The 21,493-nt window shown below is 64.3% G+C and carries 21 protein-coding genes; 8 read left to right on the plus strand and 13 right to left on the minus strand.

What is annotated here, in order from left to right; all coding sequences use genetic code 11:
• Positions 1-101 precede the first annotated feature (101 nt).
• Complete coding sequence (locus tag BLT03_RS00260) at positions 102-863, minus strand: class I SAM-dependent DNA methyltransferase (RefSeq protein WP_217640120.1); 762 nt, start codon at positions 861-863, stop codon at positions 102-104.
• 387 nt (positions 864-1,250) lie between these two features.
• Between BLT03_RS00260 and BLT03_RS00265 the strand changes: the two genes are divergently transcribed.
• Positions 1,251-2,573: a cytochrome P450 gene (locus tag BLT03_RS00265; protein WP_092739172.1), complete on the plus strand. Its 1,323-nt coding sequence runs from the start codon at positions 1,251-1,253 to the stop codon at positions 2,571-2,573.
• A 63-nt stretch (positions 2,574-2,636) separates the two neighbouring features.
• Positions 2,637-3,578, plus strand: a complete 942-nt coding sequence (locus BLT03_RS00270; protein WP_092739174.1) for a sulfotransferase domain-containing protein — start codon at positions 2,637-2,639, stop codon at positions 3,576-3,578.
• Between the two features lie 56 nt (positions 3,579-3,634).
• On the opposite strand, the gene BLT03_RS00275 is transcribed toward BLT03_RS00270, so the two are convergent.
• Positions 3,635-4,237 carry an isochorismatase family protein gene (locus BLT03_RS00275; protein WP_092739999.1) on the minus strand — a complete coding sequence of 201 codons (603 nt, stop codon included), beginning with the start codon at positions 4,235-4,237 and terminating at the stop codon, positions 3,635-3,637.
• A gap of 86 nt (positions 4,238-4,323) precedes the next feature.
• Positions 4,324-5,430 (minus strand): PQQ-dependent sugar dehydrogenase, encoded by a 1,107-nt coding sequence (locus BLT03_RS00280; protein ID WP_092739176.1) that lies wholly within the window; start codon positions 5,428-5,430, stop codon positions 4,324-4,326.
• Between the two features lie 271 nt (positions 5,431-5,701).
• On the opposite strand from BLT03_RS00280, the gene BLT03_RS00285 reads away from it, so the two are divergent.
• Positions 5,702-6,256 (plus strand): C40 family peptidase, encoded by a 555-nt coding sequence (locus BLT03_RS00285; protein ID WP_092739178.1) that lies wholly within the window; start codon positions 5,702-5,704, stop codon positions 6,254-6,256.
• Between the two features lie 49 nt (positions 6,257-6,305).
• Here BLT03_RS00285 and BLT03_RS00290 read toward each other — a convergent pair whose 3' ends face one another.
• On the minus strand, positions 6,306-6,689 hold the full coding sequence (locus BLT03_RS00290) for a hypothetical protein (RefSeq protein ID WP_245711170.1): 384 nt from the start codon (positions 6,687-6,689) through the stop codon (positions 6,306-6,308).
• Positions 6,690-6,938: 249 nt separating this feature from the next.
• Between BLT03_RS00290 and BLT03_RS00295 the strand changes: the two genes are divergently transcribed.
• The 4 genes from BLT03_RS00295 to BLT03_RS00310 all read left to right on the plus strand — a co-directional run bounded on the left by BLT03_RS00295 (position 6,939) and on the right by BLT03_RS00310 (position 11,346).
• Entirely contained in the window at positions 6,939-7,190 is a 252-nt protein-coding gene (locus tag BLT03_RS00295; RefSeq protein WP_092739182.1) for a GlsB/YeaQ/YmgE family stress response membrane protein, read from the plus strand.
• Positions 7,191-7,206: 16 nt separating this feature from the next.
• Positions 7,207-7,728, plus strand: coding sequence for a hypothetical protein (locus tag BLT03_RS00300; RefSeq protein ID WP_245711171.1), 522 nt, complete (start codon positions 7,207-7,209; stop codon positions 7,726-7,728).
• Positions 7,729-7,823: 95 nt separating this feature from the next.
• Complete coding sequence (locus BLT03_RS00305; RefSeq protein ID WP_092739186.1) at positions 7,824-10,658, plus strand: DEAD/DEAH box helicase; 2,835 nt, start codon at positions 7,824-7,826, stop codon at positions 10,656-10,658.
• Positions 10,659-10,818: 160 nt separating this feature from the next.
• On the plus strand, positions 10,819-11,346 hold the full coding sequence (locus BLT03_RS00310; RefSeq protein ID WP_092739188.1) for an EVE domain-containing protein: 528 nt from the start codon (positions 10,819-10,821) through the stop codon (positions 11,344-11,346).
• 57 nt (positions 11,347-11,403) lie between these two features.
• Here BLT03_RS00310 and BLT03_RS00315 read toward each other — a convergent pair whose 3' ends face one another.
• From BLT03_RS00315 to BLT03_RS00350, 8 genes are all read right to left on the minus strand, one after another.
• Positions 11,404-12,381 (minus strand): alpha/beta hydrolase, encoded by a 978-nt coding sequence (locus tag BLT03_RS00315; protein ID WP_245711172.1) that lies wholly within the window; start codon positions 12,379-12,381, stop codon positions 11,404-11,406.
• Complete coding sequence (locus tag BLT03_RS24740; RefSeq protein ID WP_092739192.1) at positions 12,317-12,622, minus strand: DUF3649 domain-containing protein; 306 nt, start codon at positions 12,620-12,622, stop codon at positions 12,317-12,319. Before BLT03_RS24740 ends, BLT03_RS00315 begins: the two co-directional genes overlap by 65 nt.
• Entirely contained in the window at positions 12,619-14,265 is a 1,647-nt protein-coding gene (locus BLT03_RS00325) for a PepSY-associated TM helix domain-containing protein (RefSeq protein ID WP_245711173.1), read from the minus strand. The genes BLT03_RS24740 and BLT03_RS00325 overlap by 4 nt, the downstream gene beginning before the upstream one ends.
• Before the next feature lie 22 nt (positions 14,266-14,287).
• Complete coding sequence (locus BLT03_RS00330; RefSeq protein ID WP_092739194.1) at positions 14,288-16,732, minus strand: TonB-dependent siderophore receptor; 2,445 nt, start codon at positions 16,730-16,732, stop codon at positions 14,288-14,290.
• Between the two features lie 148 nt (positions 16,733-16,880).
• Positions 16,881-17,990, minus strand: coding sequence for a FecR family protein (locus tag BLT03_RS00335; protein WP_092739196.1), 1,110 nt, complete (start codon positions 17,988-17,990; stop codon positions 16,881-16,883).
• Between the two features lie 82 nt (positions 17,991-18,072).
• Positions 18,073-18,621 carry a sigma-70 family RNA polymerase sigma factor gene (locus tag BLT03_RS00340; RefSeq protein WP_092739198.1) on the minus strand — a complete coding sequence of 183 codons (549 nt, stop codon included), beginning with the start codon at positions 18,619-18,621 and terminating at the stop codon, positions 18,073-18,075.
• A gap of 165 nt (positions 18,622-18,786) precedes the next feature.
• Positions 18,787-19,590 carry a hypothetical protein gene (locus tag BLT03_RS00345; protein ID WP_139160251.1) on the minus strand — a complete coding sequence of 268 codons (804 nt, stop codon included), beginning with the start codon at positions 19,588-19,590 and terminating at the stop codon, positions 18,787-18,789.
• Between the two features lie 21 nt (positions 19,591-19,611).
• The gene (locus tag BLT03_RS00350) at positions 19,612-20,049 is read right to left on the minus strand and encodes an ABA4-like family protein (protein WP_092739202.1); all 438 of its coding nucleotides are present in this window, start codon (positions 20,047-20,049) and stop codon (positions 19,612-19,614) included.
• Positions 20,050-20,156: 107 nt separating this feature from the next.
• On the opposite strand from BLT03_RS00350, the gene BLT03_RS00355 reads away from it, so the two are divergent.
• Positions 20,157-20,870 (plus strand): TetR/AcrR family transcriptional regulator, encoded by a 714-nt coding sequence (locus BLT03_RS00355; protein WP_175537617.1) that lies wholly within the window; start codon positions 20,157-20,159, stop codon positions 20,868-20,870.
• On the opposite strand, the gene BLT03_RS00360 is transcribed toward BLT03_RS00355, so the two are convergent.
• The gene (locus tag BLT03_RS00360; protein WP_245711174.1) at positions 20,852-21,385 is read right to left on the minus strand and encodes a MarR family winged helix-turn-helix transcriptional regulator; all 534 of its coding nucleotides are present in this window, start codon (positions 21,383-21,385) and stop codon (positions 20,852-20,854) included. The two genes, BLT03_RS00355 and BLT03_RS00360, sit on opposite strands and share 19 nt — an antisense overlap.
• Between the last annotated feature and the right edge of the window lie 108 nt (positions 21,386-21,493).

The following is a 21,493-nucleotide window of genomic DNA, read 5'->3' on the forward strand; positions in this document are numbered from 1 at the left end:
ACCCGCCAGAAGCTGGCATCACAGGCGTCGTGTACCAGCTTGCATGGGCGTCATACGCGTCGGCAGAGCCTGCTGGGTGCATCGGCCGCCAACGCAAGGACTCAGCTTTCAGCCAGCCGGTAGACGGAAATCTGGGTGGGACTTTTCGCCGTAAACGGCTCTTGCCGCCAACCGCCCCACCGCCCATCCAGCGTAAACCCGGCGATCTGCGCCATCAGGTCCAGTTCGGACGGCCATACATACCTCCGCTGGTGGGTAAATATCTTCGGGCCGGCCTCGCCCAGCACGATGACCCGCTGATCGATCAGTTGCCGCACGACGTCGGTCTTGGAACACAGGAGCATGACAGCGTCCAGTTCCGCTCCGTCTTCTGAGGGAATGTCAAAGATATCGTCGACCTGATTCGATCCGTTGAATATGTTGGGTCTCGGCACAGCCGTTTGAATCACAAACGCGCCGCCCGGCTTGATTTTTTGACGGGCGTTGACAAAGCAGCGAACCTGTTCTTGCTGCGTCAGCAAATAGCCGAAAGACAATACCGTGTAAATCAATCCGAAAACTCCCTCGACAGGAATTCCGGAAAAATCACCACAGACAACGGATAAATTCTCCGAGCCTGGCTTGGCCCTGAGCTTATTCAACATCGGCTCGGAATTATCGATGCCGTATACCGGCACGCCCTTTTGGGCCAAAGGCAATCCAAGCCGGCCCGTACCTATCCCCAACTCCAGTGCAGCCTCGCCAGCCGCAATCTCCGCCAATTTATCCACGCAATGCATTTTGGAGTTTTCAGGCCAGCGATCATGCCAAGTATCATAAAACTCAGCATACGAATCGTAACCATTTTTGCAAAAATGTTGCAAGATCTAATTCCCCTTGAGTTTTGGTGCGGGATAGCAGCACAAGGATGATAAGAGGTAGAGAGGCCGTACGGCGTGGATACCATTCATTTTTCTTGACCGCCTCATTAGCCGCTGGTAACCTGAAATGGACGTTCAGCAGGCGTCAAAAAACTTCGTCACTTTAAAAATAGGGAACTCATCATGAAAAGCATTTTTTACACCTTCGCCAAGCTTGCTCGCCTGATGCGTGGAAACAAAATGGGTTACATCTACACCTATTGATTTTTAAAGCGCCTGGGAAAGGCCTGGCCTTTCCCAGGTTTGCTGGCAAAAATTGAGATTTGGCCGAATAGATTCGGCCAAATCAAAGGCATTGAATTCAGGGTTCTCTGATAGGAGCGGGGGTCTGTGGCTGTTGAAGAAAAGATACCGACAGGCCCGAAAGGTCGAAGATTTATCGGCAATATCATTGAGTTCACTGAAGACCCTCTGGGTTTCTTGTTGAAATGTTCCCATGAATATGGCGACTTGGTCGTCCTATCCAAAAAAACCTATCTGGTCAGTCATCCTGAATTGATTGAGCAAGTGCTGCACAACAAAGATGGCACTTACGAAAAAAGCGATCCCAGCGATCGCCAGAAAAATCAATCCGCCTTCCCTGCATCAGTCATGAGCAGCTCGGGTTCGGACTGGCGCAATAAAAGGCGGATGCTGCAACCCGCTTTTCAACGGGCATTGGTGGACGACGGCATGGCGCGCTCCGCAGCCATCACGCAGTCGTATCTTCAGCATTGGCGGCAAAACACGCCCGACGCCGATTTAAGACAAGAGATGCAGCGCATATGCATGAGCACGGGTGGCGCATTTCTGTTTAATTCTTCGACCGAAGGCGAGCAAACGCAGGCAGTCGTGAGGATGGTGGACGCCATCATGGGCCTGACGCGCAGCCAGATCAGGTTCCCCGCCTTCATACCCACTCCCAATAATGTTCGCTTGCGCCGTGCCCGCGCCGACCTCGACAAAGCACTGGACCGCATCATTGAGAACTACAGGAGTGCCTTGTCGCCAAGCCCCTGCCTCCTTGGCATGCTGCTGGACCATGATGGCACGGGAAAATCACGGTGGCTGCGCGATGAGTTGTCCACGATGATCATGTCGGGCCTCGAACCGATGGCTGACGCATTGACCTGGGTTTTTTATCTGCTGGCAACCCATTTGACAGCACAGCAGAAGTTGCAGCAGGAAGTGGATTTGGTTTTAAGCGACCAGGCAAGCTTGTCCACTGCGGATCTCCCAAAGCTTCCTTTCACCCAGGCAGTGGTTAAAGAAGCCTTGCGGTTGTATCCCCCGGCATGGATGACTGGACGGATCGCTATGCGCGATACAGTTCTTGGCGGATTTCACGTCCCTGCCGGTACGACCCTCACCGTCAGCCCATGGGTGAGCCATCGGGATGCGCGTTATTTTCAAGACCCAGGCATTTATCGGCCGGAACGCTGGCTTGATCATTCTTTCTCGGAAAGTCTGCCCAAGTATGCTTATTTCCCCTTCGGAGGCGGTGCGAGGAAGTGTATAGGCGACCACCTTTCGATGATGCAAATCATCACCACCATTGCCGCCATCACCCGGGAATTCGATTTGACGCTGAAACCCAGTGCAGTGGTCAAACCTTTTCCAGCCCTTGTCTTACGCCCCTTGGGCGTGAGCGTGAACATGGTTTCACGGCATTGATATCAAACATCTTGGATATTAATAACATTGAAACCAAAGTAACCAATTTAATAATTAAAATATATGAAAAATATTCCTCACTCACAAAAAATCAGAGAATATAACAATCGCTTTTTCGACTCCACCGTCTGGAATGACTTTCAATATCGGGACGGAGATATCGTTATTGCGAGCTACGCCAAGGCAGGCACGACATTTCTACAGCAAGTCGTGGCCCAGTTGCTATTCGCCGGGGATGAAGTTGTAGAAATATCAAAAGTTTCGCCTTGGCTGGACTCCGTATATCCCGATAAGGCCACGAAAATCAAGCTTGTGGAAGCGCAGAGCCATCGCCGCTTCCTTAAAACACACCTGCCTGCAGATGCTCTCGTCTTTTCCGAAACGGCAAAATACATCTACATCGGCCGCGACGGGCGCGACATTGCATGGAGCCTCCACGCCCATCAGGCTGCAGTCAGCCAGAACGCACAGGCATTGCTCGATCCAGGGGCCAACCCTTCGGGCCGCCTGCGGGTTGTTCCGCCGCCGCCGGCTTCTGTCATCGAATACTTCAACGATTGGCTCGAGAAGAACGGCCATCCCTTCTGGCCGTTTTGGGAAGGGGTTCGTTCGTGGTGGGCCATACGGAACGCACCAAACGTCCTGCTGGTCCATTTTTCCGATCTTCTCGAAAACCTGCCTGGCGAAGCGCAACGCATTGCTGACTTCATTGGCACGCCGATCGAAGAATCCCAATGGGACCGCATCTTGTCCCATTGTGCGTTCGACTATATGAAGGAAAACGCAGCCCGGTATGTTCCACAGGGCGCCGGCCTATGGAAGGATGGCGGTAAAGCATTCTTCCACCAAGGGCGCAACGGTCGATGGCAAGGCCTGCTGCCAGCAGAAACCAACCAAAAATACCAGCAGCTCGCCATCGATGAACTGGGCAGTGAATGCGCCCGGTGGTTGGCTAGCGGCGAATGTGACACCCGTCCCGCCAGCGCTGAGAGAGGGGCCTGCTGACCACCTCGCTCCTCTGCCTGGGGTCATGAAAGGCGTGCATCGCAGCAGCGCGAGGCTTATCGCACCAGCGCCAGCAAATCCTTGAAAGCCGGGTGTTCCGCCGTGCGGGCCCATTCGAAGATCACCATCTCGGTCGTCACCAGTTCGGCGCCCGCGCCGGCAAGGCGGTCGAAAGCAGCGTCGCGGTTGCGCTCGGTGCGGGAGCCACAGGCATCGGTCACCACGCACACGTCGAATTCGTCTTCCAACAGGTCCAGCGCGGTCTGCAGCAGGCAGATATGGGCCTCGCAGCCGGCAATGACGATGGCGCCGGGTTCTTCCGCCGTGGGTTGGGGTTTCTGCAGGTGCTTGGGCAGGCTGCGAGCGTTGCCAGCCGGCGGCTTGGGCTCGGGGCGCAGCCATTCGCCCAGGCCTTCTTCGGCGGCGCTGAAGTGCATTTTGGCCAGCGTCTTGCGGCACAGCGCACGCAGCGCCGGGTCGTTGGCGCCCAGGCGCGACGGGTTTTGCTCGGTGCCCCACACCGGTACGTCCAGCAGCTGGGCCGCCCGCGCCAGCCGCACGGCATTGGCCAGCACGGCCGGACCTTCGAAGATGACCGGCATCAGGCGTTCCTGGTAGTCGATCAGGACGAGTTGGGATTCGGAGGCGTCGAGCAGCATGGGCAGGGTGCGCAAGGCAAAGTTGGGAACAAGCGGGGATTGTCGCAGCCGCGCCATCGGGTGCGATGGCGCGGCTGCGGCGTGGTTCAGCGTGTCAGGCGCAGCAGCCGGCCCTGGGGGCCATCGGTCAGCAGGTACAGCCAGCCGTCCGGTCCCTGGCGCACGTCTCGAATGCGTTCGCCCAGACCGGACAGCAGGGTTTCGTCCCGGACCACCTTGCCGTCCGCGACCACCAGACGGTGCAGCCGGCTGAACTTCAACGAACCGATGAACAGGCTGCCCCGCCAGTCGGCGCCATAGCGGTCGCTGGTCAGGAAGGCCATGCCCGATGGGGCGATGGACGGCACCCAGTAATGCAGCGGTGGCTCCATCCCTTCCTTGTGGGTCAGGCCTTCGCCAATCTTGCCGCCGCCGTAGTTCTCGCCGTGGGTGACCACCGGCCAGCCATAGTTGCGGCCGGCCTGCGGCACGTTGACTTCGTCGCCGCCCTGTGGGCCGTGCTCGTTGATCCACAACTGTCCGTCCGGCGCGATGGTGGCGCCCTGCGGGTTGCGGTGGCCCCAGCTCCAGATGCCGGGCGCCGCGCCCGCCACCACCGGATTGCCGGGGCCGGGGGAACCGTCGGGCTGCAGGTGGACCACCTTGCCGAGGTACCCGTCGAGTTTTTGCGCATCTTCCTTGCGGGTGGAGCGCTCGCCCAATGTCAAAAAGAGTGATCCGTCGCGCGCCTGGGCGATGCGGCAGCCGAAATGCAGCGAGCTTTGCACCTTCGGCCGCTGGCTGAAGATCACGCGCACGTCGCTCAAAGCCGTTTCACCCGCAGGCAACACGGCGCTCGCCAACGCCGTGCTGTTGCCGGGCTCGCCCTTGGCGCCGGGCTCGGAATAACAAAAGAAAATGCGCCGGTTGCGCTCGAAGTCGGCATCGGTCACCACATCCAGCAGGCCGCCCTGTCCGCCGAAGACGACTGGCGGCACGCCCGAAATAGGCTGGTTCACCCGGCCATTGGCTTCCACCACCCGAAGGCGCCCGGAGCGCTCCGTCACCAGAAAACGTCCGCCCGGAAGAAACGCCAGTCCCCAGGGGTTGGCCAGGTCCTGGGCGACGGTGACCGCATTCCCCTGCGAAGGTGCCGCCTGGGGTGCCACTGGGGCCGTCCGTGCATTCGCCTGGGCATTGGCCAGACCAGGCATTGAACTGATCAAGGCGGCGAACCCAAGAGTCAGCGCCCGGTAAGAAATGGGTACACAACGCACAGATTGTTTAAATTTCATTGAACGGAATTTCTGTGATAAGTGGGCGCGAGAACACCCTTTTGGCTATGAACGGGCATTTTGCTTGCGTGGCTCAGCTCTGCCAAAGCATGCCACGGGCGTCCGTCCATAGTCAAAAACCATGAAAACTCATTCTGTGCGACATTTTTTGCAAAGAGATACGTTTTGGTGCGTGGTACCCTCCGGCCCCATGTCTCGATGGATTTGCCTCTTGTTGCTGGCCTGCGCCAGCGCCCACGCCGCACCCAACAATGCGCCCTCCTCTGATGATCTAGACCGTTTCGTTCACGAAAAGACCGTTCTTTCCCAGTTGAAGGAAGCGCGGCACAACGTTCAGGACAAGGCCGGCGAGGTGGTTGCCACCGCCATGGGCTTCCTGGGCGTGCCATACCGCCGAGGCGGCAACAACGCCGAAACCGGGTTCGACTGCAGCGGTTTCATCCGCACCATTTATGGGCAAGCCTCCGGTTTCATCCTTCCCCGCCGCGCGGACCAGCAGGCCGCAGCGACCGAGACCATCGATAAAAAAGACTTGCAGCCCGGTGACCTGGTGTTCTTCAACACCATGCGCCGCGCCTTCAGCCACGTCGGCATGTACGTGGGCGAAGGCAAGTTCATCCACGCGCCTCGCAGCGGCGCCGAAGTGCGCGTGGAAGACATGCGCGCCTCTTACTGGCAGCGGCGCTTCAATGGCGCGCGCCGCGTGACCACCGCCGACGCAGACGGAAACGCTTCCGCCAACTGATCGTTTTTGCGCCGGGCGCCACGGTGCGCGCATGGTGGTCTGACGTCCGTCAGGGCTTGATGACCGTCGTGGTCTCGGTGCTGCGGATGGGTTCTCCCACCACATTCACCGGCCGGGCGTCTGGATTGCGCAGCATTTCACGGGCTGCGGCCATGTCGGCCTTGTAACGGGCACGGGCATCCGCTTCGCACGATTTGCGTGCGCCAGACTCGCCTTCGCGGCATTCCTGCAACGCGACTTTCAATCCACCGCCGGCTTCCCGAATCGCTGTCTGGTAGCGCTGGGCAGGCGTCGTGTCGGGGCGTGCACCGCGGTCCAGCGAAGCCTGATCGCTTTGCGCCATCGCCGTCGCAGGGAGGACGGCGCCGCCGGCTGCAGCGGCCAGTGCCAGCACGGTGGCGGACAGGAAAGTGCGGGGAGATCGGATCGGCATGTGCATTCCTTTATTTCTTGTTGGAAGAACACCGACCTTATCCAGCCGCTGAAAAAAGAGGCGCCGGATGTGTGCGCATCGATCTGTCGGCGGGCTCCCACACCGGTGCGCCCTGAGCTGCTGTCTTTCGGCGCTCATCAGTAAAGCCCCTATTTTTCTAGCCGGTCACAGTGCGCCTTGTCCGACAGGGCACGGCGCAGCGCCGCGGGTAGATTCGTCGCATCTCAACCTTCCCAGAAAGTGCCCCCCATGTTTTCCGTCTTAGGTGTTCTTCTCGTCGGTCTCGTCGTCGGTCTGCTGGCCCGCGCCTTCAAACCGGGGGATGACAAGCTGGGCTGGATCATGACGGCGCTGCTGGGCGTCGCAGGCTCGTTCCTCGCCACCTATATCGGCATGGCGATGGGCTGGTACCAGGAAGGCGAGCCAGCCGGCTGGATCGCTTCGATCCTGGGCGCCATCCTGCTGCTGGTGGTGTACAGCTTCTTCAAGAGCAAGAAGTAACTGTCAGGCGGCGCCCGTGGCAAAACGTGTTCCGAGCGCAGTCGCATTGGCCGAGGGCGACCCTGCCCTGCTGGCAGCCGTGCAACGCAGCCGCCGGCTGTTGCATCGGCGTGCGCTGATGGCCGCGGCGGCTGGGACCGTGCCCATTCCTGGTCTGGACTGGGCGGTGGATGCTGCGCTGCTGTCCCGGCTGGTGCCGCAGATCAACGCCGAATTCGGCCTCACTCCCGAGCAGATCGACCGCCTGACCCCGCACAAGCGCGAGCAAGTGCAAAAGGCCGTGGGCCTGGTCGGCTCGGCCTTGATCGGAAAGTTCGTCACACGCGAACTGGTGATCCGCGCGACGCGGGCCGTTGGCATGCGCCTGACCGCCAAGCAGGCCGCCAAATACGTGCCACTGGCGGGCCAGGCCGTTGCGGCGGTGCTGGGCTACACCACGTTGCGATTGCTGGGCGAGCAACATCTGCGCGATTGCGTGCAGGTTGCCAAAGCCGCCCAACTAACGCTGCCCGCCGCTAAAGAAACCGGCCGGTCCTGACGGCTGGGGTGGCCGCAACGGCAGGCAGTTCTCCTTTTTCCCTTTCCCTGCTTCACTCCCGTTTGCCCTGCTGACACCCGGCAAAATGGCCGGCGATGCCTTCGCGCCTACCGCCCCGCACTGCCAGCACGCCCCAGTCGCCTTCAAAGACCGTGAAACGCGATCATGCGATCGCCGCATGGGTCGACGCGCTGCGCAGGAAGGCGGATGCCGCCACGCTGGCGCGCCTGCCCACGCTGTCCGATGCCGATGCGGCCCAGGTCATGGCACGGCTGCGAGGCGATGCGCCTGCGCAAGCGCCTGAAAGCGTAGTCAACGCAGCCGAGGCCGAGAGCCCGTCAGCTACCCAAGACCAGTTTCAGCCGCGCATCACGCTGCAAACGCTGGGCCGTGGCGAGGGACTGCTGGGCTTGCGTCCCCACGGCCCCATCGGCCCGCGCGGGGATCAGGTCACTCTGGCGCACATCGACTGGACCTACCGCACGCCCACCGGGGCGACGTGGGAAACACCCGCGCCCACCTCGGTGCTTAACAGCCGGCCGCCCGCCGTTCAAGAGCTGTACGACACCGGCGGCCCGGTGGTGCGCTTGCAGCGCGACGTGGCTGCGGAGGCCGATGCCATCGACTTCGTGCGCGACCTGGGCTTGCTGCCGGTGCCGGAATCCGCATTGCAGTGGCGCGACCGGGCGCACGCTCCGGTATTGGGCCCGGTGTGGACACTGCCGCAGGAAGCCGCATTCGGCGACTTCTGGGCCGAACAGGTGCCGAAGTTGCAATCGCGAGGCTGGGCGGTTGTGGTGCTGCCGGGCTTTGCCCACGAAAGCGTACCGGTCCAGCGCTGGACGCTACGCATCGATCCCGACACCGGCGAATGGCTGGGCAAACAGGTGGCCGGCCCGCTGGGCGAGCGCGAGCGCCCCGTGCAAAAGCTCCATCTGCCTGAGCGCGAAGGCGCCTGGCTGCTCAGCCTGGGGATCGAGGTGGACGGAGAAAGCCTGGACCTCGCCCCGCTGCTGGCCGACCTGCTCCAGCGCGAGCGGCGTTGGCTGAACGCCGCGCAACTGGCCGCCATCGACGACCACGCTATCGTTTCGCTGCGAGCGCCCGGGGGGCGCCGCATCGATGCCCCGGCTGCGCCGCTGAAAGCCATCGTCGGCGCGCTGGTCGATTTGCTGACCGACCCGCTGCGCAATGCCAACCGGCAGCGCCAGGATGGCGACCCGTTGCGGATCGGGCTAGGGCCATGGGAAGTACGCCGCCTGGAAGCGCTGCGCGCAGGCCTCGTGCAGGCACACCGCGTGGGCATGGTGAACGGCTGGGACAACGCCTGGCAACTGCAGGGCGATGCGGGCCTGGCGCAATTGACGCAGCGGCTGAAAGGCGTCGGGCCGCCGCCAACCGTCGCCGCGCCCGCAGGCCTGGGTGTTCGGCTGCGCCCTTACCAGCTCGACGGCTTGGCGTGGCTGCAGTATTTGCGCGCCCAGGGGCTGGGCGGCATCCTGGCCGACGACATGGGCCTGGGGAAAACCGCGCAGGCGCTGGCGCACGTGCTCACCGAGAAAGAAGCCGGCCGCCTCGCGCACCCGGCGCTCGTCGTGCTGCCGACTTCGCTGCTGTTCAACTGGCAGGCCGAGGCGCAGCGCATGGCGCCCGGGCTGCGCGTGCTGTCGCTGCACGGCCCCGACCGCCGCGAGCGGTTTGCTCAAATCGCCCGGCACGACCTGGTGCTGACGACCTATCCGCTGATGTGGCGCGACATCGACGCGCTGGCCGCTCAGCCGTTTCACCTGCTGATCCTGGACGAGGCGCAGATGGTCAAGAACGCCGGCAGCCGCAGCGCCCGCGCCCTGCGCCGGCTGAAGGCGCCGCACCTGCTGTGCCTGACCGGCACCCCGCTGGAAAACCACCTGGGCGAACTGTGGGCGCAGTTCGACTTCCTCATGCCGGGCTTTCTGGGCGATGCGCGCAGCTTCAACGCCCGCTGGTGCAAACCCATCGAAGAACATGGCGAAACCGTGCGCGCCCAGTTGCTGGCCCAGCGCGTGCGCCCGTTCGTCCTGCGCCGCCGCAAGCAGGACGTGGCCGCTGACCTGCCGCCGCGCACCGACATGATGGTGCGCGTGTCGCTCCAGGGCCGACAGCGCGAGCTGTACGAGTCCGTGCGCGTGGCTGCCGACAAGCAGGTGCGCCGCGTGCTGCAGCGCCAGAGCTTCGACGGCGCGCAGATCACGCTGCTGGACGCGCTGCTCAAGCTGCGCCAGGTCTGCTGCGACCCGCGCCTGGTCAAAGGCAGCGAAGCCGCCAGAGCGCAGCCCGCGACCATGGAGCACGCCAAACTGGAATGGCTGGCCGATAAGCTGCCCGCGCTGGTGGCCGAGGGCCGCCGCGTGCTCGTCTTTTCGCAGTTCACCGAAATGCTCACGCTGGTGGCCGAAGAACTGGATGCGCTCGCCCTGCCCTACCTCGCCCTCACCGGCGACACGCCGCCCCGCGCCCGGGGGGCCGTGGTGCAGCGTTTTCAATCGCAGGACGATCCTGCTGCACCGCCCATCCTGCTGGCCAGCCTGAAAGCCGGCGGCGTGGGCCTGAACCTGACCGCGGCCGACACCGTCATCCACCTCGACCCCTGGTGGAACCCGGCCGTGGAAGAACAGGCCACGGCACGCGCCCACCGCATCGGCCAGGACCAGCCGGTGTTCGTCTACAAGATCGTGGTGGAGGGCAGCATCGAAGAGCGCATGCTGGAGCTGCAGGCACGCAAGCTGGCGTTGGCTCAGGGCGTGCTGGGGCACGACGCGGAAGGTGCGGCCAAATTCAGCGAGGCAGACTTGAACGCGCTGCTGGCGCCGCTGACCGAGCCCAAGGACAACCCGCTGGCCATCCCCCCGCCCGATGCGATCCGCTGGGGCGGCACGGGCGAGCGGCGCTGAGCGAGCGGAACAGGGGTGCAGGAGCTGAATGCCGAAATATGGTCATATTGGCCTCCCACCCTAGGGAATCATGCGGTGGCAGCTATAAAAACAATAGCATCCGGCCAATCCCGCTTTTTTGCCCCTGGTTCCACGCATTCCCTGCGGCCAGAATGGCGCCATGACGACGACCACCCGCAGCGAAGCCCGTTACTGGCTCATGAAGTCCGAGCCGCAGGAATGCTCCATCGACGACGCCCTGTCCGCGCCTGACGCTACCGTGCCCTGGACCGGCGTGCGCAATTACCAGGCGCGCAATTTCATGCGGGACGGCATGCAGGTGGGCGATGGCGTGCTGTTCTATCACTCCAGCTGCCCCGAGCCAGGCATCGCCGGCGTGGCGCGCATCGCCTCCACCACGCGACCGGACCCGACGCAGTTCGACCCCGAGTCGCCCTACCACGACCCGAAGTCCCCGCCCGATCGGCCCCGCTGGCTGCTGCTGGACGTTCAGGCGCTGCGCAAGACACGCCTGCTGCCACTGGCCGAATTGCGCGCGCACCCCGAGCTGGCTGGGCTGCAAGTGCTGCAAAAGGGCAGCCGGTTGTCGATCACGCCCGTGGACGCGGCCGATTGGGAGCGGATCGCCGAACTCCTGGGCGTGCCGCCGTCATTGGCAAGCACAGGTCCAGACGGCAACGCGGCCTAGTGCCGTGGGGGGCGACGTTTTGCACAAAGGCCGGATCAACCGCCGCTCCTGAGCGGGTCAATCACGGCCGCGCAGGTGCTTCGCCATAAAGGCCGCAATGCGCGCCTCGTAGGTCGTGGTGTAGAACGCATGCAGGTCCACATGGGCTGCGCCATCGACCACCCACAGCGCTTTAGGCTCGGGCGCCGCCGCATAGATCCGCTGCGTTTCCGCCAGCGTCGTGTGCCAATCTTCTGCGCCCGCGGCAATCAGCAGCGGCGCATGCAATGACGGCAGATCGACGATGGGCTGCAATTGCGCGGCTGAGACACCCAGCCGCACGGGAAGCTGCCACAGCAGCAATGGCGTGAGCCACCGCCCGGCAGGTCCAAGGTACAGCGCCAGCCGATTGCCGACGGCTTCTTCCAAGGTAGGAAACATCGACTCCAGCACCACCGCATTCAGAGGCACCGCCGAATGGGCAAGCACCAGCGATGCCGCCCCCAGCGACGCACCGATCACGCCGATCTTTTCGCCCGGCAACGCCTGCGCGAGATAGCCCAGCGCCGCGGCAACCCCGCGCGACTCGTTCCACCCGAACGTGACCTTCTCCCCTGCGCTTTCGCCATGCGCAGGCAGATCGATCAGCAGCACCGAATACCCCAACCGGTGCAGAAACCGCGCCCGCCCGAGCATCTGCCTCCGATCCGCGCCGATGCCATGCAGCAACAGCACCGCCCCAGCACCCGGCTGGCCACGCACGATCCAACCGGAGAGGGTGTGGCGGTCCGGAGTATCGAATTGAACACTCACTGCAGGCAGGCCCGCAGGCGCCGGACCGACGGATCGGTGGTGCGGCTGGCTCAGGAATTCGCCAGCACCGAGGACAGCGGCCAAGCCGACAAAGGCCATGACGAGGCCCACGAGAATTCGACGTTTCATGGTGTCGATGCTATCGAACGTCAGCCTCTCGACATCGGCGAAGACGATCTCACCGCCACCACCACAGCAGCCCTGCGCAAGGCAGCGCCACCGCACCGAGGCCAAGCCAGGCACGCAGCGCACTTCGCGCACAGAACACCCACAGCGCGACGACGGTGTACAGCGCAAAGCTGATCATCGTGCCCAGCAGCACGCCGTCCGCGCGCGTCCAGCCGAAGAGCCTGGGTGCGGCGAGTGCCAGCACCGCAGCCATTACAGACGCCAGCGCGTAGCCGCCGAGGCACGCTGCCAGCACGCGGCTGGCGATGCCCCATCGGTACTTCCAACCCGCGCCGGTTCGAGGCGGCCGGCTCATCCTCGCACCTCTGCATTCGGCACCGGTCGCTTCGACCGTGTGCCCGGCGCGGCTCGGCGCCAGCCAATCCCTGTGCGGCGGGCTGCCAACGCCATGCATGCGCCGCAGGCCAGCGCAGTGAACTCCACGCTCGCCCGCTGCCAGTCGGCCGACAGCGCGTAGGCTGCCAGGTGCTGGCCCGTGGTCCAGGCATTCAAGCCCGGAAGCGCGATGCAGAGCAGCGCGGCTGCGGCCAGTTGCTCGACCCAGGCGCAGCGCGGCGGGCGCAACGCCGCGTGGAGCAGTGTCGCGAGCCAGATGCCAAGGAATGCCCGGATCTCCCACAGCGCGCGGCCGGGCAGTTCGGTGGGCAGGAGCCGGTTGGCGTAGAAATAGCCGATGCAGGCCACGGCAATGCCGGCCACCGCGGCGACGTTCAGGGCTTCGACGGCGCGGTAAACGCCTGCCGTGGCGCGGCCGAATTCGTTGCCGGACTTGGCGCGCCGCTTCACGCTGAACAGCACGGTGCCGGTGGCGACCATGAGGGTGCCCAGCAGTCCGCTGACAAAGTAGAGCCATTTCATCGGCCAGCCGCCAAAGCGGGCGAAGTGCAGCGATTCCATGGCGGCGTGCACCTGTTCCGAGCCGAAAGCGGCCTCGGGCTCGGGCCGGCGCACTTGCAGCACGGCGCCGCTTACCCCGTCGAACGCCACGGTGGCGACCGGATTGAGCAAGGCGCGGCGCTGGCCGGTGCCGGCTTCCGGTTCGCGTGGACCGAGCACGCGCACCGTGGCGTTCGCATCGCCCGGGGATTCGATCACCAGCATGCGCGGCGGCTGGCCGGTCAGCGTGCGGGCCTGCTCCAGCAAGGGTGTCAGGTCGTGCAGCGCAGCCGGGCGGCCGGTGCGGGGGCGGCGCAGTTCGTCGCGGGCGCCGTGTGCCAGTTCGGTCTGAAACTGGGCATAGGCCTTGTCGCCCTCGCCATAGGCGGCCCGCAGGGGCCAGGGCATGTACGAGGTGTAGAAGATCGCCAGCCCGGTGTAGACGATCATGAACAGAAACGGCAGCGTCAGCACCCCGGTGGCGTTGTGCGCGTCCATCCACGATCGCTGCCCCTTGCGCGGGCGGAAGGTGAAGAAGTCCTGGAAGATGCGCCGGTGCACCACCACGCCGGACACCAGCGCGACCAGCATGCACATCGACACCCAGCCCACGACCCAGAACCCGAGCGCGTTCCATTGCAGCATGTAGTGAAACGACATGAAATGCCGCCCGCCCTCGGTGGCGCGGCCCCATGGCGCGGGCAGCACGGCACCAGTCACCGGATGCAGCGCGGCCATCCGGTTGATGCGGCCCTCGCGCCACACGAGCAGCAGCGCATCGCCCGGCCCCTGGGGCAGTTCCACGCGCCAGAAGCGGGCGGCGGGCGCCTGCTCAGACAGATGCCTCACAGCCTGCGCCAGGGGCAGCGCGGCAGTGCCCCGAGCGGCGCGGCTCTCGGCGCCTTCCAGCACCGGCCGCGCTTCCATCCAGCGCGTGATGGGCTCGCGGAACACGCTCAGCGTTCCGGTGAGGAAGATGGCGCACAGCAGCCAGCCGCACACCAGGCCGCACCAGGTGTGCAGCCACGACATGGATTGGCGAAAGTTGCCCTGGCCCTTCATGCGCGCAACGCCTGCCTCACGCTCAGAACGCGCCGCGCAGGGTGAGCATCACGTTGCGCGGATCGCCGTAGTAGCTGCCGTTCACCAGGGCCGTGACCGAGCCGTAGTAGCGCTTGTCGAACACGTTGTTCACGTTCAGCGCGGCCGTCCAGTTGCGGTTGATCTGGTACTTGACCAGCGCGTTCCACACCGCCCGGCCGCCGTTGTCGGCGCGCACGGCACCGATCTGACGGTAGCTGCCGCTTTGCGCGTTGACACCGCCGCCCAGCGTGAAGGCGTTCAGCTCGCCCGGCAGTTGGTAGGTGGTCCAAAGGCGGAACAGGTGCCGGGGCGTGTAGCTGTTGAAGGCCAGGCCTTCGCTGGTCACGTCTTTCAGGTACTTGGTCTGGTTGAAGGTGTAGCCGGCAAACACGTTCCAGTGCCGCGCGACCTCGCCGCTCACCTCGGCGTCCAGGCCCTGGCTGCGGACTTCGCCCGTGTCGGTGTAGCAGTAATAGTCGCTGCGGCAGGTGGGGCTGGTGCTGAAGTCTTCCTGCGCGCGGTTCTTCTGGTCCACGCGGAACAGGGCGAACGATGCGTTCACCTTGCCGTCCATCAGCTCGCCCTTCAGGCCCGCCTCGTAATTGGCGCCCACCATGGGCTTGAGCAGTTCGCCGGCCTGGTTCTGCTCGGCCTGGGGTTTGAAGATGTCCGCGTAGCTCACGTAGGCGGACCACTGCGGGCTCAATGCATAGATCAGCCCTGCATAGGGGTTGACCTTGGCGTTCTCGCGGCTGTGGGTGGCCGAGGTGGACGGGGTCGCGCCGGTGGTGACGGTGTCCCAGTCGGTGCGGAACCAGCTGACCCGTGCGCCGACCACCAGCTTGAGCGGATCGGTCAACTGCAGGCGAACGGCGTTGTAAAAGCCCAGTTGCCGGGCCTTGCCCTGGCGGGCCTCGCGGGTGCCGGTGTAGATCTCCGCGTCGGTGGGTTCGCGGAAGTCGGGGTTGTAGCTGCCGAGGCCGAAGATGTTGTAGTTGGTGCGAAAGCCGTAGACGGTGTCGTTCGTGGTGTAGGTGTAGTTGACCCCGCTCACCAGTTCGTGCCGGCGGCCGAACGCGTCGAATTTGCCGGTGAGGTTGGCGTCGATGCCCGAGGTTTCGATGTCGGCGATGGAGCGGGCGACGATGTTGGCGCTTTGCATGAGGGCCGGGTTGACCGCACGGTTGACCCCCGCGTACTTCATGTCGTGCTCTTCCTTCAGGTGCAGCGCGGTGAACTGCAACTTCCAGTCGTCGTTGAACTGGTGCGAGGCGTCGAAGTACAGGCCGCGGTTGGACGATTCCTGCCGGTTCCAGGTGGCGCCCAGGTACGTCGAGCGCGGCAGATTCAGATCGCCGCCCGTGGCGTAGCGCGGCAGTCCGTTCATCGACGGCCGGCCGCGGTTTTCTTCCGAACTGGCGCCGAAGTTGATGCGGGTTGATGCCGACACGTCGTACTCCAGCGTGCCGTACAGAGTCGGGCTGCGGCGGTTCACGTAGTCGATGAACGAGTGCTGGTCTTCGTAATCGATCAGCGCGCGCCCGCGCAGGGTGCCTTCTTCGTTCAGCACCCGGCTGGCGTCGATCTGTGCGCCGTATCGGTCCCACGAGCCCGCGCGCGCTTCGACGGTAGTGGCGTTGGAGTTCAGCGGGCGCTTGCGCACCAAGTTCACCGCGCCGCCCGGGCTGCCCTCGCCCTGCAGCAGGCCGGCCGCGCCGCGCAGCACCTCGGCCCGGTCGATGATCGCCATGCCCGAGGAGTAGTTGCTGGCCCGCCCGTACATGCCGCGGTTCAAAGGCACGCCGTCGTACTGCACGGTGGTCAGGTCGAAGCCGCGCGAATAGATGTACTTGCCGCCCTGGGGGCTTTGCGCCAGCGTGATGCCGGTGGTGCTGGCGAGTGCCTCGTACACGGAGGTGATGTTCTGCTCGTCCATCAGCTGGCGCGTCACCACGCTGATCGACTGCGGGATGTCCTTCAGCGCCTGGGCGCCCTTGCCCACCGTGACGGCGCGGGTGGTGTATGAGCCCGTGTGTTCGGTGGCCACGGTGCGCTCGGCCTGTGCCGACACGGTGACGGGAGCCAGCGTGAGCGTGCCCGCCCCCTGCGGCACTCGCCGCACGACCACCGAGGTGCCTTCGATTTCCGCAAAAAGTCCGCTGCCTGCGAGCAGGCGGTTGAGTGCCTCGCGCGCCGTCAGTCGCCCCTCCACTGCGGGCGAGACCTTGCCCTCCACCAGCGCGGGCTGCACCATCAGTTCAAGGCGTGCCTGCCGCGCCAGCGCATCCAGCGCCTGGGCCAAGGGCTGGGCCGCGATGCGGACATCCACCGGCGCGGACGCCGCGGCTGGTGCCCCGGTGCCCGACTGGGCGTGGGCGGACAGCGCGCCCAAAGCCATGGCAGCGGCCACGGCCAACGGGGCAGGATGGAAGCGAAAACGGGACATGCGAGCGATCTCCGGGAAGGTTGAGAATAAGAAGCCTTCTCAGGTAGACGCGCGAATCGGCAATCCCCCAACCTGTTTGGAATAACTTTTTGAAAAGAAACGAGCTGTGTTCGACATCCGGCAGCCCGGCCGGCGGCCGCGGCTCGACTCAGTGCGCGGTGGCAGTGGCGGCCGCGACGATTTCAATCTGCGCCCCGTCGCTTTCCAGCCGAACCGGCAGCACCTTGGGCAATGCCTGCAGGAAGTTCTCCAGGTGGCGCGGATCGAAGGTGCCGGTGACGCGCAAGGCGCCGACGGCCGGGTCGCGAAGCATCAGCCGGGTCGGCCCGTAGCGCTCGAACTCTGCCAAGGCTTGCGCCAGCGGAACGTTGTCGAAGGTGATGCGGCCGTCCCGCCAGGGCGCCACGCCCGCCGCGGGCACCGGGCTCACGGGCGCCAGGCGCCCTGCACCATCTGCCACCACCTGTTGGCCGGCGGTGAGCACCACGGCCGGTTCTGCAGCCTGAGTGCCCTGCGGCCTGCCAGGGACTGCGGCGGCGACGGCCGATACCCGCACACGCCCTTCGTCCACGGCCACCCGAACGCCCTCATCCCCCGTAACGCCAGCGGTGTTGCGCACTGAAAAGCGCGTGCCGACGACAGTCACTTTCACTGCGCCGGCGAACACGTCGAACGGCCGCGCGGTATCGCCCTGCACCTGGAACATGGCCTGCCCCTCGGGCAAGCGCACTTCGCGCCGCTGGCGGTACAGCGCCACTTCGACCCGCGTGGCGGTGTCCAGCCGCAGGCGACTGCCGTCTGGCAAATGCACATCCAATTGCTGGCCGCGCTCGGTCGAAAAGTTCTGCACGAAGAGCGGTTGCTGCTGCCAGTGGTCCCAGGCCAGATAGCTTCCGCCGCCGGTCATCGCCAGCACCACGGCGGCCACTGCCGCCTGAGGCACCAGGGCGGACCAGTTCCGCAGCCAGGCTCTGCGGCCTTGTGACGAAGGGCTTTCGGACTGGCTCGCCTGTGCGGCTTTGTCGTTGGCCAGTTGTCGGCGCAATTGCTTCACGCCCGCAGCGGGCAAGGCATCCAGCCGCTGCCAGTCGGCCTGCCAGCGGGCGAAGGCGGCGCGCCGGCCCGGGTGCCCCGCCAGCCAGGCATGAAACTCTGCGTCCTGTCCCGAACCCACCGCCCGGCCCTGGCGCACGAACCACTCCAGCGCCTCGGCATCGAGGTCGCTGGGCGAAGGGGCAGCGTGGTGATGATCGGTCATGCGAAGTAGGAAGGCTACCTGGGAGTAGACGCGCAGCCAGCCGAAATCCCAACCTGCGTCGGCCAAGCCAAGGTGCGAGGCATCAAAGCGGTCCCTTCGAGTCGGCAACATCGCCCGACGGAAGAGCTCTGCCCTCCAACTGGTCCTGGCAATCGCGGCAAGCCTGCATGCCGCGCTGGATGTGCCGCTCCACCATGGTGGTCGATATGCCCATCTGCCGGGCGATCTCGGCCTGCGTCAGGCCGTCGAATTTGTACAGGATGAACGCCTCACGGCACCGCAGCGGCAGCGCGCCGATGGCGGCCAGCAGGGCGCTCACCGTCTGCGAAGACATGGCTGCGGCCTCGGGTTCGAAGGCATCTGGCGCTGCCAGGCTTTGCGTGGCGTGCTCGAAGGCGTCGTCGTCCAGCGGCGCGTGCTGGCCGCGCACGGCATGGCGGCGGTGCTGGTCGATCACCAGATTGCGCGCCGTGCGATAGAGCAGCGCACGGGGTTCCGCGATGCGCTCGCCCGACTGCTCCAGGGCCAGCACCCGCGCATAACTCTCTTGCGCCAGGTCGGCCGCCATCTCGCGGTCCTTGACGGACCCCTGAAGGAACCTCAGCAGTTCTCGGTAATAGCGCACGAACACGGAAATCAGGGCCAGAAAATGGGCAACTGCCCATCGGAATGGCCAGACCCGGCGACGGCCAGGATCGATAGCGCAAAAGGCAAGTGAGGGCGGCAGTATAAAAGATGCAGTAAATGAGATTCACTTCGAACTGCAACCTCTCCGAAAGGTCATGAACGGCTTCAGCTACCCATGCGAAAGCCAGGAGATCGGAACCGGAAATGGGTGCCCGCTCAACGCCTGAACGAATACCGCCACGACCGCTACGCCGTAAATGGCGGCCACCGCCAGCACGCCTTGGCGGCGTAAGACATGAAACGGCGAAAGCGCCCAGACGATCAGCGGTACGGCGTGCATGGAATGGGTGGCGAGAAAGTGCGACACCCGAAGGTCTGCAGCACCGAAGCGGTGGCTTCCCAGCACGGCCATGGTGCCGGCGGTGGCGAGCGTCAGCACGCCTGTCATCCACAAGCCGATGACGATGGCATCGCGCATGCCGTCGTCAATCGACCGCCGGCTGGGATGGCGCGCAAGGCCCAGCGCAACCACCGGGGCCAGGGCCAGCAGCGCGAGGGAGCCTGCGCCCATCGCCGCATACAGCGCCGCATCGAATGCCGTGGCAGCGTTGAAATGAGAGCCGACGCCCCGCGCGGACTGCAAGGTGATGATGGCCTGCTCCAGCACGATGGCCGCTGAGCCGGCAATGACGGGCCAGCGAAAAGCGCCGGTCTTGCGCCACGCCGGATCGATGAATGTGGCGAATGCACCCAGGCTCAACAGATAGACCGCAAATCCCGCCGCGAACTTGATCGGCTTGGCCCAGACCGACACCCCCAGGAGCTCGCGCGGGTCCAGCAGCCAGGCCAGCACCAGCACCGGCAGCAATGCCAAGAAGGCGAAGGCGAGCTGGGTCATGAGAGGTTCCCAATCCGACACGGCGGGAAAACGGTCTCGGGTGGCGAACGGTGATGGCGCAGTCATGGACGTCATGGCGGTCTTTGCGGAAAAGGCTCAGGCCGCTGCCATGGCTGGCTGCCGGCGCGGTACAAGAGTGCGAACGAGCAGGTACATCAAAAACCCTGCGGGGCCGAAGAGGAAGGTCGCGGGCAAACACGGCAACACCCACCAGAACGACACTTTCCGTCGCGAGGCATCGCGCACCTCCCATGCCCCGAGGGCCAGGTCGAAAGCCAGGTAATGCAGCCAGCCGGCCAGCAACACCGGCCGCGAAGCAAACAGGCGCGCCACCCCGTCGAGCGATGAAAAATCACCGTCCGCGCCACTGAAATGGACCAGCATCAGCGCGGTGTAGACGACCGCGATCAACGACGGAACGATCCAAGCGGCGATGCGATTCGGCCACTTCGGTGTGAACGGGCTTGCCAGCAACGCAAGCCAGCCCACCATCGCCAGAAAGGACGCCGCAGAAAACAGGTGATCAAGGGACATAGGCACTCACTGCTTCACAAAACACGCTATAACGGCGCAATCCAGACACTGTAAAGTAAGATTTTTACAGTGTCTAGATAATTCTGTTTTGAATGAGAAGGCAGCGCATGGAAGACAAGATAAAAACCTCGACCAGCCCGAAGAAAACATCGCCCACCGCTCCCAGGAAGCGCGCAGCGCTGCCAGCGGCAGGGGTGGCGGATCGCGGCTATCACCACGGCGACCTGCGCGCCGCCTTGCTCGACGCAGCCGAGGCCGAACTGATCGAGAACGGCGTGGCCGGCTTTTCGCTGCGGGGGACCGCGCGGCGCGCAGGCGTGAGCCACGCAGCGCCTGCGCACCACTTCGCCAACACTGGGGCGCTGCTGTCTGCGCTGGCGCTGCGGGGCTTTGCGCAGCTATCGAATGCGATGGAGCGTGGGATGGCGCAGACCGAGGCTAGCCCTCGCGCCAGGTTGGCGGCCTCCGGCAAAGCCTACGTTGCGTTCGCGCGGAAGAATCCGCAGCTTTTCAGGTTGATGTTCTTCGGCAACCAGCCGCTGCAACTGACGGTGGAAGCGCCAGACGGCGGCACTTCGGCCAACCCGCTGGGTTTGCTTCATTCGTGCATCGAAGCCGCGCTGGGCCCGGGTGCCTCACCCCTCGACGTGGCAACGGCCGTGGCGTCGAGCTGGGGCCTGGTGCACGGCCTTTCGCATCTGTTGATCGAAGAGGCCGCGGCGTTCCTGCAACCCTTCGAATCGGATGCTCGGTTGCTGATCGTTGACCGGGCCATCGACCAGTTGGCGGCCGGTCTTGCGCGTCAAGCCTCCGACTTGTAGGCCACTAAAAACGCGTCGGATGCGACCTGATCGGCCAGCGCCCGCAAGTTCGCTGCCGAGGCCGAGCCCAGCACCGCTTCGACCCGCTCGTTGGCGGCGGCCCAGCGCCCGATCGCTTCTGCCAGCAATTGCTTTCCGCGCGCGGTGAGCACGCCGTGCTTGCTGCGGCGATCCTGGGCATCCTGGTGAAGCTCGACGATGCCATCGCGCACCAGCGGCCGCAGCGCATGCGTCAATGCCGACAACTGAATGGCAAGGCGGTTTGCCAAGTCCTGCAACGTCGGCCCTTGCCCATCGGCGCTCATGAACTTGCCGATCTCCACGATCAGCGCAAGCTGGGTGGCCTTGAGGTTCAAAGGCGCCAGCGCTTCGTCGTACAGCTGACCCAGTCTTCGGGCCGCCAGGCGCACCGACGTGTTCGTGCAGACCTGCACGCCAGTCATGGCGGCGACATTGGCGACAGCCTGAGCGAGCGCGCAGTCGGCGTCGGTTTCCACAGCGGCGGGGGTTTTCATAATTCCCATATTTTTCAAATGGTTGAGTGCTGCACTATTTTTGAAGCACAGCCGTTCAACCGTACATTTGAGCCCTCAACCTATTTAGTTGAGCCCTCAATTTTATTG

Source organism: Paracidovorax valerianellae (assembly GCF_900102625.1).
Taxonomy (GTDB): Bacteria; Pseudomonadota; Gammaproteobacteria; order Burkholderiales; family Burkholderiaceae_C; genus Paracidovorax; species Paracidovorax valerianellae.